Origin of the sequence: Nitratidesulfovibrio vulgaris str. Hildenborough, assembly GCF_000195755.1 — a bacterium.
Lineage (GTDB): Bacteria > Desulfobacterota > Desulfovibrionia > Desulfovibrionales > Desulfovibrionaceae > Nitratidesulfovibrio > Nitratidesulfovibrio vulgaris.
The window spans coordinates 2,913,803-2,928,332 of sequence record NC_002937.3; the positions used below are offsets into that span (position 1 = coordinate 2,913,803).

Genomic DNA, 14,530 nt, shown 5'->3' on the forward strand with positions numbered 1-14,530 from the left:
CATCAGAGGGTGAAAACGGATTGCCGCGCCTACGAAGACGCTACATGAACCCTGCGTATTCGTAGTAGTGTTCCTTCTCCTCTGCCAGCAGGTAGATGACGCTCACGTCCTCCACATCGACCAGATGCGCCTTGGGGAAGCGCGTCTTGGCATCCGCAAGCCGCTTCTCGGCGAGGGCGAGCATCTCGTCCCGCTCACCGAAGGCCATGGTACCGGTGGGGCAGGTCTTCACGCAGATGGGCTGCATCCCAGCGGAGACACGGTCGAAGCACATGTCGCACTTGGTGATGCGCTTGGTCTTGGGGTCGATGCGCGGGATGTTGTAGGGGCACGCCTCGGCCACGGCCTTGGCATCCGCAGGGCTGAGCTTGGCCGACTTCTCGGTGGCAAGCACCGCGCCGGTCTTCTTGTCCTTGATCATGGCGCCGGGAACGGCCATGTCGGCCACGTCGACGCACACGGGGGTGACACAGTGCCTGCACTGGTCGGGGAAGAAGTTCCAGATGACCACCCCCTTCTCGTTCATCCGCTCGTTGAAGCGGACGATCTTGAGATTGTTGGGGTTGAGGTCGGGGGGGTTCTGGTGCGAACCGCGCTGCTTGGTGACGTTGGCGGGCAGATCGTGCCATTCCTTACAGGCCAACTGACAGCCGCGGCATGCCGTGCATCTGGTCGTATCAATCAAAAAAGCCTTCGGCATTGCAATGCTCCTTGACGGGCGCGCCCCACGGCGGGACGCGCCCGAAACTGGTTAGGCTATTTCGGTCAGCTTGTCGGCCTTGCGCACGTTGACGAGGCAGGCCTTGCTTTCAGGAATGGTGGTGTTCGGATCGTAGGCACCCACCGTCAGGCGGTTGGTCGAGTCGCCGCATTTGGGCGTCGTCCAGCCATAGGCGAAGGGCATCCCCACGAGGTGGACGGTCTTGCCCATGACCGTGAACGGCCTGATGCGCACCGTGACCATGGCGATGGCCTCGGCCCTGCCACGGATGCTCTCGACGATGACCCCGTCACCGTTCTTGATGCCCTTCTCTTCAGCCAGTTCGGGACTCATCTCGATATAGAGCTGAGGCTCCGTTTCGAGCAGGTTGGGCACGTTGCGGGTCTCACCGCCGCCGCACCAGTGCTCGGTCAGGCTGTAGGTGGTCAGCACGATGGGGTATTTGGGGTCGGCTGCCTTGGCTATCTGATCCATATCGGAGGTATGGAACTTGTAGACGGGGCTGGACAGCTGCTTCGAGAACGGATGGCTGTCGAGCGGCGTCTCGGCAGGTTCGTAATGCTCGGGGAAAGGCCCGTCCATGCGGCCGGTGCCATAGAACTGGGCGAAGCCGTCCTTGTTCATGATGAACGGCAGCTTGCCCTTCTCCTTGTCCGCCATGGGCGGCCATGGACCGTCGGGCACGTCGCCCACCCATTTGGCACCGTCCCATTCGATGACGGCCTTCTTCGGGTTCCATGGCTTGCCGTTCACGTCCACCGACGCACGGTTGTAGAGGATGCGCCGGTTCACAGGCCAGCACCACGACCAGTTGGGGAACAGGCCGATATTGGCCTGCATGGGCGTCTGCCGGGCATCGCGACGCTTGGACTTGTTGCCGTCCTCTTCGGTGTAGCTACCGGTGTACAGCCAGTTCAACGACGAGGTGCTGCCATCGTCCTTCAGTTGTCCGAACGCAGGCACCAGTTGGCCGCGCTTGTATTCCTTGTCGCCCACCTTGGTGTCGGCCCAGAAGAAGCCGTTGATGCGGCGTGTCCACTCCTCGGGGTCGAACTTGTCGGTCCAGTGCAGCTTCAGCACCGGGTCGGGCAGCGTACCGCCCTCGGCCTTGTACAGGGCGCGAATCTTGTTCACCAACGGCACGAAGATGTCGGCGAAGTTGCGCGCCTGTCCCGGTTCCACGGCCTTGTCGAACCATTGCAGCCAGCGTCCGCTGTTGCTGATGGTGCCAGCCTTCTCGACGCGGTGGGCGGAGGGCAGCAGGAACACCTCGGTCTTGCACGCCTTGGGGTCGACGCCGGGCCGCTTCCAGTTGTCCGTGGTCTCGGAGTTGTGCAACTCGGAGCACACCAGCCAGTCGAGCTTGTCGAGCGCCGCACGCATCTTGTTGGTGTTGGGGAAGCTGTTCATGGGGTTCACGCCGAAGATGAAGCCCCCTTTCAGCTTGCCATGATACATGCGGTCCATGACGTACATGTACGAGTAGTCCTCGCCCTTTTCGAGCTTGGGCAGATACTCGTAGCAGAAGTCGTTCTCGGGGGTCGCCGCGTCACCGAACCAGCCCTTCAGCAGGCTGGCGACGTACTTCGGCCTGTTGCTCCACCAGTTGGCGCTGTTCTTCAGCGTGGTGACGGGCGTGTTGGCCTTGTTGTAGTCTGCCAGCGTCTGCCACTGTGCCACCGGCATGGCGTTGTAGCCCGGCAGGATATGGTACAGCAGCGCGTGGTCGGTGGAACCCTGAACGTTGGGTTCACCACGCAGCGCGTTGATACCGCCGCCCGCCACACCGATGTTGCCCAGAAGCAGCTGGATGAGGGTCGAGGTACGGATGTTCTGCACGCCCACGGTATGCTGCGTCCAGCCAAGGGCGTACAGGATGGTGCCCGCCTTGTCGGGTCTGCCCGTGGCACAGAAGGCATCATAGACGCGCAGCAGGTTCTCTTCGGAGACGCCGGTGACGTCGGAGACGTTCTTCAGCGTATAGCGCTCATAGTGCTTCTTCATCAGATTGAAGACGCACCGCTCGTTCTTGAGGGTGGGGTCCATGACCGGGCCACCGTCGGGTCCCTTCTCGAACTCCCATTTGCTGCGGTCGTAGGTGCGGGTCTTGGGGTCGTACCCGCTGAAGATGCCGTCCTCGAAGGCATAGTCCTTGCCCACGACGAACGCGGCGTTGGTGTAGTTGGCGACGTAGTCCTTGAAGTAGAGGTCCTTCGCGATGATGTGGTTCACCATACCACCGAGGAAGGCGATGTCGGTGCCCGAACGCAGGGGCACATGGAAGTCGCAACGTGCCGACGTGCGCGAGAACTTGGGGTCGACATGCATGAGCACGGCGCCGTTGTCGCGCGCCCGCATGATCCACTTGAAGGCGACAGGATGATGTTCTGCGGCATTGCTGCCGATGATGAGCACTGCATCGGTATTCTTGATATCGATCCAGTGGTTGGTCATAGCCCCTCGACCGAACGACTCTGCCAGAGCCGCAACAGTGGGACTGTGTCAGACCCGGGCCTGGTGGTCCATATGGACGACGCCCAGGCCTCTCATGGCTTGATGGATGACGGCACATTCCTCGTTGGAGGCGTGCGAGGTACCCATCATGAAGATGCTCTCAAGACGGTTGACCGTCTGCCCCTTGTCGTTCTTGAGGATCATGTCCTTGTCGCGGGCGTCCTTCACGCGACGCGCGATCTGGTTCAGTGTCCAGTCCCAGTCCTTCTCCACCCACTTGTCGCTGTGCGGCGCACGGTAGAGCGGCTTCGTCAGGCGATGGGGGTTGGTGTACATGGAGAAGAGCGCGGCACCCTTGGCACACAGCGCACCTTCGTTGACCGGGAAATCGGGGTCGCCCTCGGTGGAGACGAGCTTGCCGTTGCGCACGTAGGCGATGACCTGACAGCAGACGGAACAGAAGGGACACACGGTGCCCACTTCCTTCGCGCCTTCGATCTTGAGTTTGACGGCATAAGCCTGCGCGTCTTCAAGATCGAACCCCAGCTGCCCGAGAGAGAGTCCGACGACACTCACCCCGACGAGCTTGAGAAAACTCCGCCGCGTTGTTTTCATGTTCCTCTCCTTGTTGATGCCCTGACGATTCCGTAATGCGTCGAAGGTCGCCTTTCAGCCGCTTCCACGATGTCCGGGGGCCGTTCGCGGCGGAAACGGTCCGTTCCGGGAAGGAACGCCCGCGCATCCGCACGCCGTGACCCTGTCGGCCCATCCGGCCCCGGACTCACCCGGAACCGAGGTCCCCCTGCCGCCCGCTTTTCCCTGCTGAAAGGACACACCGGAAGGCAGGATGGAGACCACCACGCATCATATCTTTGCGGACAGCATAGCAACGGAGGAGGAAATCGCAACAAATATTAATAAAAAACAGTAGGTTAAATAAAACATATAGTCACACTTTGTCACCGGACTACTCTCGGATCATCACCTATAAAGTCATTTATGGTCATCTTCGGTTATCATTGGTCCATCCACACCTCTTCAGACAGACACCACCGCCCCCCTCGCAAGGGGCATATGGATTCAGGTAGGCTGGCCGATGACGCACGTCCCATCGGCGACAGACCTGACAGCGCGGGGACAGGTGCGAAGACATGCGGTATCACGAAGCCCGGTACGGGCACGGACAACCGCCGACCTACCGGGTTCATGGGCGAGAATGCCAAGGGGGGATTCGGCCCCGCCGTGGAAAGGGCTTCATGTGCCGCATGTCCGGGGTGCGACTGTCGAAGGCGGTGTACTGATGTCGGATACGGCGCACGGGTGCCGGAGACGACACAAGCCCCGCATAGCGGGGCTTGTCTTCATGCTGCATGAACACGGCAGACGGTGCCGCGTTCCATTTTCCGTCTACTTCGAAGGGCTGCCGTCTGCACTGGCAACCGCAGAGGCATCCGAAGACACCTGCCCCCCGGCTGTCTCCTGTACAGAAGGCGCGAGAGGCGGCATGGGCTCACCTCTCCAGCCTCCGCCAAGGGCCTTGAACAGCGTCAGGCGGTTGTTCTGCCGTGCAAGATGCATGGCGATGAGGTTCTGCCGCGCCACGGCATACGAGCGTTGGGCGTCGAGTTTGTCCAGATAGCCTGCGATTCCGCTCTCGTAACGCTTTGATGCAAGGCTGTAGCTGGTGGCGGTCGCCTCCACCAGAGATGTCTGCGCGCCGGTCTGCACCGCCAGCGAACGGCCCTGCGCCAGAGTGTCCGACACCTCGCGGAATGCCGTCTGCACCGCCTTCTCGTACTGGGCCACGTAGATGTCCCTGTCCGCCTCGGCGGTCTCCACTCCGGCGCGAATGGCCCCGGCATGGAAGATGGGCAACGTGACCTGCGGCACGAAACTCCACGTGTGTGCCCCGGCCCGGAACAGGTTCTCCATGTCGTTGCTGGCGTTGCCATAGCTTGCCGTCAGCCCGATACGCGGAAAGAACTGCGCCCGTGCTGCCCCGATGTTGGCGTTGGCCGCCTTGAGGGCATGTTCTGCCGCCACGACGTCGGGCCTGCGGGTGAGCACCTCCGAAGGCACCCCTGCGGGCACGTCGGCTAGCGGCACCACATCGGCAAGCCTGCGGGCAGGCACCATGTCGGGCGTCACAGGCGTACCCAGCAACAGTGCCAGCGCGTTCTCGTCCGCAGTCACCTTCGCTTCGGCAGCCGCCACATTGACACGCGCCGTATCCACGGTCGTGCGGGCGCGCGCCACATCAAGCTCACCGGCGATGCCGTGCCCGTACCGGCTTTGCACCACCTCGAACGACGCCTGTTCCGTCTCAAGTATCTCCCGCGCCAAGGCAAGCTGTTCGCGGTCAGCCACCAGCGTCAGATACGCCTGCCCCACCTCTGCCACGAGGGTCAGCTGTACGCTGCGCGCTGCGGCGTCCGTGGACAGGAACCGCTCAAGGGCCTGTTCCTTCAGGCTGCGGACGCGTCCGAACAGGTCAAGCTCATAGGCACTGAACCCCACCCCGACCGTATAGGCATGCGAGACATAGCCTTCGCCCGTGGGAGACAGCGACTGCGCCGTGCGACCCGCATTGCCCGCACCGCTGGCGTCGATATGCGGGAACAGGTCGGCACGCGCGATGGCGTGCTGGGCACGGGCCTTCTCTATCTGGAGGACGGCCACGCGAAGGTCGCGGTTGCTGGACAGTGCCACGTCGACGAGACGCGCCATGGGCGCATCCACGACCACCTGCCGCCAGTCCGGCGTCTGCATCGCGGGCTGCGCACCGGTCGGGGCACCGGAATGTGCAAAGGCACCAGATGACCCGGCTGGTGCAGTCGCGTCGGGTGCCTGTGCCGCAACCTGCGCCACCTGACCTGCGCCCGGTGCCACATCCTGTCCGGCATTCCATGCAGAGGGCATCGCCGGTGCCGGCCGCCGGTACTCCGGGGCCAGCGTACAACCGCCAACGACCGAAAGGGTCAACGCCAATGCCGCAGCGGAGAGTGCGACACCGTTCATGCCTGTCTTACGTCTCATCGTGCCACCTCGCCGGAGGCTTTCGCCTGTCCATCATCCTGCGCCGTCGCAAGGGGGTCGCCCCCATGCGCATCACTCCCGTGTCCACCACCTTCAGGGCCACCACCACGTTTCCGCATGGCGAAGCGGTAGACCATCACGAAGAACACGGGCACGAAGTACACCGCCAGCACTGTGGCCGAGAACATGCCTCCCATGACGCCGGTGCCGATGGCCCTCTGGCTGCCCGACCCCGCCCCGGTGCTGATGGCCATGGGCAGCACGCCCAGCAGGAAGGCCAGCGAGGTCATGAGGATGGGCCGCAGCCGCAGGCGTGCCGCCTCGGCCGTGGCATCCAGCAGGGGCCTGCCCGACTTCACGAGGTGCATGGCGAATTCCACGATGAGGATGGCGTTCTTGGCCGCGAGGCCGATGGTGGTCAGCAGGCCCACCTGAAAGAACACGTCGTTGTTGAGACCGCGCCCGAGTGTGGCCATGAGCGCACCTATGATGCCCAGCGGCACCACGAGGATGACCGCCGTGGGTACCGACCACGACTCGTAGAGGGCTGCAAGGCACAGGAACACCACGAGGATGGAGATGGCATACAGTGCCGGGGCCTGCGAACCGCTCATGCGTTCCTGATAGGAAAGGCCCGTCCACGAGATGCCCACACCGGGCGGAAGCTTCGCCGCCATGTCCTCGACGGCCTGCATGGCCTCACCGGTGCTCTTGCCGGGGGCGGCGGAACCCACCAGTTCGACGGCGGGCAGACCGTTGTAGCGTTCGAGACGCGGCGACCCGTACGTCCAGCTGGCGGTCGAGAACGCCGAGAACGGCACCATGTTGCCCTGCGCGTTACGCACGTGCCAGGCGTTGATGTCTTCGGGCATCATGCGGAAGGGGGCGTCACCCTGCAGGTAGACCTTCTTGACGCGCCCGCGGTCGATGAAGTCGTTGACGTACGCACCGCCAAGGGCCGTGGAGAGCACGCCGTTGACGTCCGCCATGGTCAGCCCGTGCGCGCCCGCCTTGGCGGCGTCCACGTCGATGCGGAATTGCGGCGTATCCTCCATCCCGTTGGGGCGCAGCACGGCGATGGCGGGGTTCTGCGCGGCCATGCCCAGAAGCTGGTTGCGCGCCTGCATGAGCGCCTCATGCCCCACGCCCTCCCTGTCCTGCAGGAAAAGGTTGAAGCCCGATGCGTTGCCGAGTTCCTGCACGGCAGGCGGCGTGAAGGCGTAGACCACCGAGTTGCGGATGCGCGAGAAGGCGCGCATGGCACGCCCGGCCACCGCCGCCGCGCTCATGCCCTCGCCCTTGCGTTCATCCCACGGCTTGAGCTGCACGAAGGCAAGCCCCGCGTTCTGACCGCGTCCGGCAAAGCTGAAGCCCGCCACGGTGAACAGCGAGTTCACCGTCTCCTTCTCATCGACGAGGTAGTGGTGCTCCAGTTTCTTGAGCACTTCGAGGGTCTTCTCCTGTGGTGACCCCGTTGGCAGTTGCACGAGGCTGAAGATGACGCCCTGGTCCTCTTCGGGCAGGAACGAGGTGGGCAGCCGCATGAAGAGGAATGCCGTACCCGCCAGCAGCAGCGCGTAGATGCACATCGTCCGGCCCACGCGACCGGTCACGCCCGTCACCTGCTTGCGGTAGCCCCGGCTGGTGCGGTCGAACATGCGGTTGAACCAGCCGAAGAAGCCACCCTGCGCCTGATGCTCGTGTTTGTGCAGGGGCTTCAGGAAGGTGGCGCACAGGGCCGGGGTGAGCACCAGCGCGACCACCACGGACAGGGTCATGGCAGAGACGATGGTGAGTGAGAACTGACGGTAGATGACACCCGACGAACCCTTGATGAACGCCATGGGGATGAACACCGCCGAAAGCACCAGCGCGATGCCCACCAGTGCCCCGGTGATTTCGCCCATGGACTTGCGGGTGGCCTCGCGAGGGGGCAGCCCCTCCTCGGTCATGATGCGTTCGACGTTCTCGACCACGACGATGGCGTCGTCCACCAGCAGGCCGATGGCGAGCACCACGCCGAACATGGTCAGCATGTTGATGGAGAAGCCGAAGGCAGCAAGCGCCCCGAAGGTGCCGAGAAGCACGACCGGAACGGCGATGGTGGGGATGATGGTGGCACGGATGTTCTGGAGGAACAGGTACATGACGAGGAACACCAGCACGATGGCCTCGGCCAGCGTCTTGACCACCTCTTCGATGCTCACGCGCACGAAGGGGGTGGTGTCGTAAGGGAAGACGCAGCGGATGCCTTCCGGCAGGTTCTTGGCCAGACCTTCCATGGTGGTACGCACACGCTTGACCGTGTCCAGCGCGTTGGCCCCGGTCGCCAGCTTGATGGCGATACCGGTGGAGGGCTTGCCGTTGAAGTGCGAGACGGCGTCGTAGTTCTCGCTGCCAAGTTCTACCCGTGCGACATCGGCAAGGCGCACCGTCGAGCCATCCTGTTCCACGCGCAGCACGATGCGCTCGAACTGCTCGCGCGTCTGCAACAGCGACTGCGAGAGGATGGTGAAGCTCATCCCCTGTCCGGGCACGGCAGGCGTACCGCCTATCTGCCCCACCGATATCTGGGTGTTCTGGGCGGTGATGGCGCTACGCACATCCGCGGGGGTCATCCTGTAGTTCATGAGCTTGTGCGGGTCTAGCCACACGCGCATGGCGTACTGTGCGCCGAAGAGCTGCGTCTCGCCCACGCCGTCCACACGGCTGATGGGGTCGAGCAGGTAGGTGGCGGCATAGTCGCTGAGGTCGCGCCCCGTCAGGGACGGGTCGTCCGACGCCAGCGCGATGATCATCAGAAAGCTCGACGTGCTCTTGTTCACCGTGATGCCCTGCCGCTGCACGGCCTCGGGCAGCATGGGCGTGGCCAGCGCAAGCTTGTTCTGCACCTGCACCTGCGCGATGTCGGGGTCGGTGCTGGCGTCGAAGGTCAGGGTGATGGAGACCTGCCCTGTGGCGTCACTGGTGGACGACATGTAGCGCAGGCTGTCGATGCCCTTCATCTTCTGTTCGATGACCTGCGTGACCGTGTCTTCGACGGTCTTGGCCGAGGCACCGGGATACGAGGCACTGATGTTGACCGATGTGGGCGCTATTTTGGGATACTGCGAGACGGGCAGGCTCAGAATCGACAGGGCCCCCGCCAGCATGATGATGATGGCGATGACCCACGCGAAGACGGGCCTGTCTATGAAGAATCTTGCCATGACGGACGCTCCCGCCTACTGCTTGGCGGCTGGGGCCGCGCCTGTCGTTGCGTTCCCGGCGGAAGCCGCCCCTGCCGGGGCTGCCGGTGCGGGGGCAGGGGCCGTTGCGGAGGCCGCTGCTGATGCCGGTGGTGAACCGGCGTCCACGACACGCACCTTCGCACCGGGGCGAATCTTCTGAAGTCCTTCCACGATGACACGGTCGCCTTCTGCAAGCCCGTCGCCCACCAGCCAGTCCGAACCCACGACACGCTCGACACGGATGGAACGACGTTCGACCGTATTCCCGGCCGAGACGAGCATCACCACCGGATTCCCCTTGGAATCACGGGTGACGGCGGCCTGCGGCACGAGGATGGCGTGCTCGTTCACGCCCTCTTCGAGCACCGCACGCACATACAGCCCCGGCAGCAGGTCGCGCCGGGGGTTGGGGAACAGGGCCCGCAGGGTCACCACACTGGTGCCGGGGTCTACGGTGATGTCCGAAAACTGCAACGCCCCTTCCTGCGCGTAGGTGGTGCCATCCTCGAACAGCAGCTTCACCTTCGCGCCGTCAGCCCCTGCCTTGCGCAACTTGCCGTCGGCAAGTGCACGCCGCAGCCGCAACAGGTCGCCCGTGGACTGGGTGACGTCCACATAGACCGGGTCGGTCTGCTGTACCGTGGCAAGCGGCGTTGCCTGATTGGCGGTGACAAGGGCACCGGGCGTCACCGACGACCTGCCGATGCGACCGGAGACTGGGGCGGTCACGCGGGTGTACTCGAGGTCGATGCGGGCCTTCTGCACTGCGGCCCTAGCAGCTGCCACTTCAGCCTTGGCCTGCCCGTAGGCGGCCTGCGCATCGTCGTTGTCCTGCTTGCTCACGCCGTTCACCTTCACGAGGTCGGCATAGCGTCCGGCCTTGAGACGCGCCGGTTCGAGGGCCGCCTCCGCACGGGCGAGCGATGCCAGCGCGCTGTCATGCGCGGCGCGGTATACGGCGGGGTCGATCTGATACAGGACATCGCCCGCCTTCACGTCAGCCCCTTCGCGGAAAAGGCGTTTCTGGATGATGCCACCCACCTGCGGTCGCACCTCGGAGACGAGCAGGGCCGAAATGCGCCCCGGAAGCTCTGTGGTGAGCGTCACGGGACGGGGCCGCACGACCACCGTGGCGACCTCGGGTTCCGGCGCGGGGCCAGTGGCACGTTGCTCCTGATTGCATCCGGCGAGCACCGCCACCAGCATGACGAGCACGATCAAGAGAGTGTTTCTCGATTTGTCACGCATCTGTTCTGAACCTTTCATGGATTGATTTGTTGCGCCGTCTTCCGGTGGACACCTTCGTGCCACCTCGCATCGACCTACGGATTGCAAGGCATCTGTCCGCCCACACCCGTGCTGAACCCGGCAGCGGCATGGTTCCAGTGGGCATGGCGGGCGTGAACAGTACATGTAGAGACATGCGGCACGGGAAAGTGTGGTGAACTCTCCTCTCCGCTTTCGGCACCACGCAAACATATGCTGCGCTTCCACCACTCCATGCGGTAGGCAGCACAACATCCTTGCGGACAAAAGCACACGATATCGAATAATTATAAAACAAGAACAAAGAATTCAGCTTGCACTGGCGTCCCTTCCCCTGTACTTTATTGACCGTACAGTACGGTTAAGACAAGGGCCTGTCAACGTCCTTCCAAGTCGGGTATGACGGTGACAGACACACCATACGCACAGGAGATGCCCATGGCGCTAGGCCGCCCCCCACGTGATAGAAGGTCGGAAATCATCGAGATAGCAGGCCCCCTGTTCCTAGAGCATGGCTATCAGGGCACGTCCATGTCCCGCATAGCCGCCGCCCTTGGCGGGTCGAAGGGCACTCTCTACGCCTACTTCGACAGCAAGGAAGCCCTCTTCGAAGCCTACATGGAAGACAGGGTCCGCCAGCGCGGGGCCGCCGTGTTCAACCTGCCGCCCCACCCCGCCGACCTGCACGACGTACTGCGCCTGCTGGGCAAGCGGTATCTCGGCCTCATCACCGACGAGGTATCGCTGGCACTGGTACGACTCCTCTACCACGAAGCCCCGCGCTTCCCGGAAATCGGGCGTATCTTCTACGAGACCTGCATCCTGCGCGGGCGACGCCACCTTGCCGAATACCTCAAGCGTGCGGATGAGCACGGCGCACTCCGCATCCCTGATGCCGAGGTCGCTGCCCAGCATTTTCTCGCCCTGTGCCAAGCCACCCTCTCCATGCCCGTGATGCTGTGCATCAAGGACGTCATCACGGAAGAAGAGACTGAACGGGCCGTGGAATCGGCGGTTTCGGTCTTTCTCGCCGCCTACGCCATCTAGGCCCCTCGCATGAGGCCTGACAGTCGCCTTACGCGCGGCGATGCAGCACAGCCCTGTCCATTGGCATCCCCGGCCTCTACATGACGGGGGACCTCAGGACGATAGCCCCTGCAACAGAAAGGGCCGCCCGAAGGCGGCCCTGTGACGCGATGACCTGTGTCAGGTTCAGACTTGATACGACGGCAGGCTACGCTTCGATGCCGAGCACCTTGCACGCGTTCGCGTACATGACCTTGTGCCGGGCCTCGTCGCTGAGCGGCATACGGGCGTAGACTTCAAGGGCGTCGGCCTGTTCGATGAACGGATGCGCGCTGGCGAACACCACCTTGTCCTGAATGATGCCGTTCATGGCCTGAATGTAGGCTTCTGCCATGGGTGCCTGTTCGTACTCCGAGCAGTCCATGTAGACGTTGGCGTTGCGCAGGCAGGCGAAGATGGCTTCGTTCACGAAGGGGTATCCGCCGTGGCTCATGACGATGCGCAACTCCGGGAAGTCGCGGGCGACGATGTCCACATGCCGCGGGTCGGTGTAGTCCATGACGGCCCCGGCCACCTGGGGCGGCGGCGCGGTGGTGATGAACACCGGCACATTGAGGTCGCAGCACGCGGCATAGATGGGGTAGTAGCGGGCATCGTCGGGGCGCAGGTGTGCAAGGTAGGGGTCGATGGAGGCACCGCGCATGCCGAGTTCGTTCACTGCATGACGCAGTTCACGCACGGCGGCCATGCCCTTGTGCGGGTCAAGCCCCCAGAATCCGATGAACCGCTCGGGATAGGCGCGGCAGAACGCCAGCACGCTGCCGTTGTTCGCCGGAGAACCGTACGTGGTCTCGCTGTCGCGCCCGGAGATGACAGAGAGGACGACCCCGCGCTTGTCGAGGTCTTCCACAATCTGTTCAAGGGGCTGGGGCTGACGCTTTTCGAACCCTATGGCCTTGCAGGCCGCCCTGAACATGTTGCTGTTGGCGATACCTGAAATGATTTCGGGCGTATTGGGGCGAAAACGAAAATCGATGACCTTCATGCTGGGCTCCTTGAGGGTTGATGCATAACACCCGCCTCAAGGCAAGAACCATGCCCAGACACGCCGACAGGGGGCAGCAACCCCTCGCCCGAAAGGGCTGCAGGGCTTTCCGGGTCGGCCCATGCCCTGCGTTTCAACCCGGAACGCCGCCCGTCCCTCAACATCTTCGCCCCGCCCTTGCACCAGAATCCCCCCTCGTGCTTTCGCGCACAAGCCACGCGAACGACCTCTCCCGGAATGGGGGCAGAGAAGCCGCATCCGTCCCTTTAGCGCCCGACGGAAGCCACCGCAAAAGCATGCCGCACGCCGCAGTCCGTGGAAAAGTGACCGCCAGCCCTGCCTTCCCGGCACTATGGCCTATCGAGGCCGGACAGAGACGCATGGCTCGCCTTTCGTTTCACGGGCGCATCATGCGTTTCGTTTTTGCATCACGCTTGTGAAAAAAAGTATCTACTTGTTTTATAATAACTATACAAAACAGCGTTCCAAAAATGAAACCATCCGGACTCATTCGCCACACATTCAGGCGGTGGCAGCAGCCGTCAATTCCCCTCCTTCGCGAAGCGTAGCAAGACGCAAAGGCACCTTGTGCACTTTGGCACGTTCCCTGCTCAAGCCGTATCGGCAACCTCACCAAGAACACGACATGAATCATTCGGGACAACATCCAAGACAAGGAAACGACATGAGAAACTTCTTCAAAGCCAACGCCATCGCTGCCATTGCCTGCATCGCGATGCTCGCGGCGGGCTCTTATGCCGAAGCCGCCAAGCGCATCACCATCCGCCTTGCCCACCCCATGGCACCGGGCAACAACGTGACCCTCGGGTACGAGAAGTTCAAGGAGATCGTGGAAGCGAAGAGCAACGGCAAGGTCCGCATCCAGCTTTTCGGCAACTGCATGCTTGGCAGCGACCGCGTGACCATGGAAGCGACCCAGCGCGGCACTCTTGAGATGGCTTCGAGCTCATCCCCGAACATGACCAACTTCTCGAAGGAGATGATGGTCTTCGACCTGCCCTACATCACCAGCCCCGAACATCAGGAAAAGCTCTACAAGGCCCTCGACGAAGGTGCCCTCGGCGAGCGCCTCGACGCGATTGCGGCGGGCATCGGCCTGAAGCCCATCATGTACAGCGAATACGGCTACCGCAACTTCGCCACCACCAAGAAGCCCATCAAGACCGCCGACGACCTCAAGAACCTCAAGGTGCGCACCACCGACTCCCCCATCGAAGTGGCTGTCGCCAGCGCCCTCGGCATGAACCCCACTCCCGTCAGCTGGGGCGAGACCTACACGGCACTGCAGCAGGGCACCGTCGACGGCGAAGGCAACACCTTCGGCCTGCTCAACGACGCCAAGCACACCGAAGTGCTGCGCCATGCCATGGATTCGGCGCACAACTACAGCATGCACCTGCTCATGATCAACAAGGCGTACTTCGACAAGCTGCCCGCCGACGTGCAGCAGATTCTGGTCGACTCCGGCAAGGAAGCCCTCGCCTACCAGCGCGCCATCTCCAACGACCTCGAGAAGAAGGCCGAGCAGGCGTTCGTCGAGCGCGGCATCGTCATCACCAAGCTTGCCCCCGAAGAGCGCGCCAAGATGCGTGAGCTGACCCGCCCGGTGTGGGACAAGTTCAGCAACGACATCCCCGCCGATCTCGTCAAGCTCGTGCAGGAAACCCAGCAATAGCATGCAGACCGGGCCGGCGGCACCGCCGCCGGCCACGGGTACGCAACGCGCGTTCC

General features: G+C 63.1%; 8 protein-coding genes. 2 read left to right on the forward strand and 6 right to left on the reverse strand.

Annotated elements, in window-relative coordinates; all coding sequences use genetic code 11:
• Nucleotides 1-40: 40 nt before the first annotated feature.
• The 5 genes from DVU_RS13175 to DVU_RS13195 all read right to left on the reverse strand — a co-directional run bounded on the left by DVU_RS13175 (nucleotide 41) and on the right by DVU_RS13195 (nucleotide 10,689).
• Complete coding sequence (locus DVU_RS13175) at nucleotides 41-700, reverse strand: formate dehydrogenase 2 subunit beta (cytochrome c-553) (RefSeq protein WP_010940077.1); 660 nt, start codon at nucleotides 698-700, stop codon at nucleotides 41-43.
• Nucleotides 701-751: 51 nt separating this feature from the next.
• Nucleotides 752-3,790: a formate dehydrogenase-N subunit alpha gene (gene fdnG / locus DVU_RS13180; RefSeq protein WP_010940078.1), complete on the reverse strand. Its 3,039-nt coding sequence runs from the start codon at nucleotides 3,788-3,790 to the stop codon at nucleotides 752-754.
• Nucleotides 3,791-4,582: 792 nt separating this feature from the next.
• Complete coding sequence (locus DVU_RS13185) at nucleotides 4,583-6,211, reverse strand: efflux transporter outer membrane subunit (RefSeq protein ID WP_014524573.1); 1,629 nt, start codon at nucleotides 6,209-6,211, stop codon at nucleotides 4,583-4,585.
• Nucleotides 6,208-9,420, reverse strand: a complete 3,213-nt coding sequence (locus DVU_RS13190) for an efflux RND transporter permease subunit (protein ID WP_010940082.1) — start codon at nucleotides 9,418-9,420, stop codon at nucleotides 6,208-6,210. The genes DVU_RS13185 and DVU_RS13190 overlap by 4 nt, the downstream gene beginning before the upstream one ends.
• A gap of 15 nt (nucleotides 9,421-9,435) precedes the next feature.
• Nucleotides 9,436-10,689, reverse strand: coding sequence for an efflux RND transporter periplasmic adaptor subunit (locus tag DVU_RS13195; RefSeq protein WP_010940083.1), 1,254 nt, complete (start codon nucleotides 10,687-10,689; stop codon nucleotides 9,436-9,438).
• Between the two features lie 456 nt (nucleotides 10,690-11,145).
• On the opposite strand from DVU_RS13195, the gene DVU_RS13200 reads away from it, so the two are divergent.
• Nucleotides 11,146-11,754 (forward strand): TetR/AcrR family transcriptional regulator, encoded by a 609-nt coding sequence (locus tag DVU_RS13200; RefSeq protein WP_010940085.1) that lies wholly within the window; start codon nucleotides 11,146-11,148, stop codon nucleotides 11,752-11,754.
• A gap of 187 nt (nucleotides 11,755-11,941) precedes the next feature.
• On the opposite strand, the gene DVU_RS13205 is transcribed toward DVU_RS13200, so the two are convergent.
• On the reverse strand, nucleotides 11,942-12,778 hold the full coding sequence (locus tag DVU_RS13205) for an amidohydrolase family protein (RefSeq protein WP_010940086.1): 837 nt from the start codon (nucleotides 12,776-12,778) through the stop codon (nucleotides 11,942-11,944).
• 685 nt (nucleotides 12,779-13,463) lie between these two features.
• Here DVU_RS13205 and DVU_RS13210 point away from each other — a divergent pair.
• A complete protein-coding gene (locus DVU_RS13210) occupies nucleotides 13,464-14,474 on the forward strand; it encodes a TRAP transporter substrate-binding protein (protein WP_010940088.1) in 1,011 nt (336 codons plus the stop codon).
• The last annotated feature ends 56 nt before the right edge of the window (nucleotides 14,475-14,530 follow it).

Excerpts from the sequence above, each read along its gene's own strand:
- DVU_RS13175 (WP_010940077.1), bottom strand. The coding sequence starts at position 700 with ATGCCGAAGGCTTTTTTGATTGATACGACCAGATGCACGGCATGCCGC.
- DVU_RS13185 (WP_014524573.1), bottom strand. The coding sequence starts at position 6,211 with ATGAGACGTAAGACAGGCATGAACGGTGTCGCACTCTCCGCTGCGGCA.
- DVU_RS13190 (WP_010940082.1), bottom strand. The coding sequence starts at position 9,420 with ATGGCAAGATTCTTCATAGACAGGCCCGTCTTCGCGTGGGTCATCGCC.
- DVU_RS13195 (WP_010940083.1), bottom strand. The coding sequence starts at position 10,689 with ATGCGTGACAAATCGAGAAACACTCTCTTGATCGTGCTCGTCATGCTG.
- DVU_RS13200 (WP_010940085.1), top strand. The coding sequence starts at position 11,146 with ATGGCGCTAGGCCGCCCCCCACGTGATAGAAGGTCGGAAATCATCGAG.
- DVU_RS13205 (WP_010940086.1), bottom strand. The coding sequence starts at position 12,778 with ATGAAGGTCATCGATTTTCGTTTTCGCCCCAATACGCCCGAAATCATT.
- DVU_RS13210 (WP_010940088.1), top strand. The coding sequence starts at position 13,464 with ATGAGAAACTTCTTCAAAGCCAACGCCATCGCTGCCATTGCCTGCATC.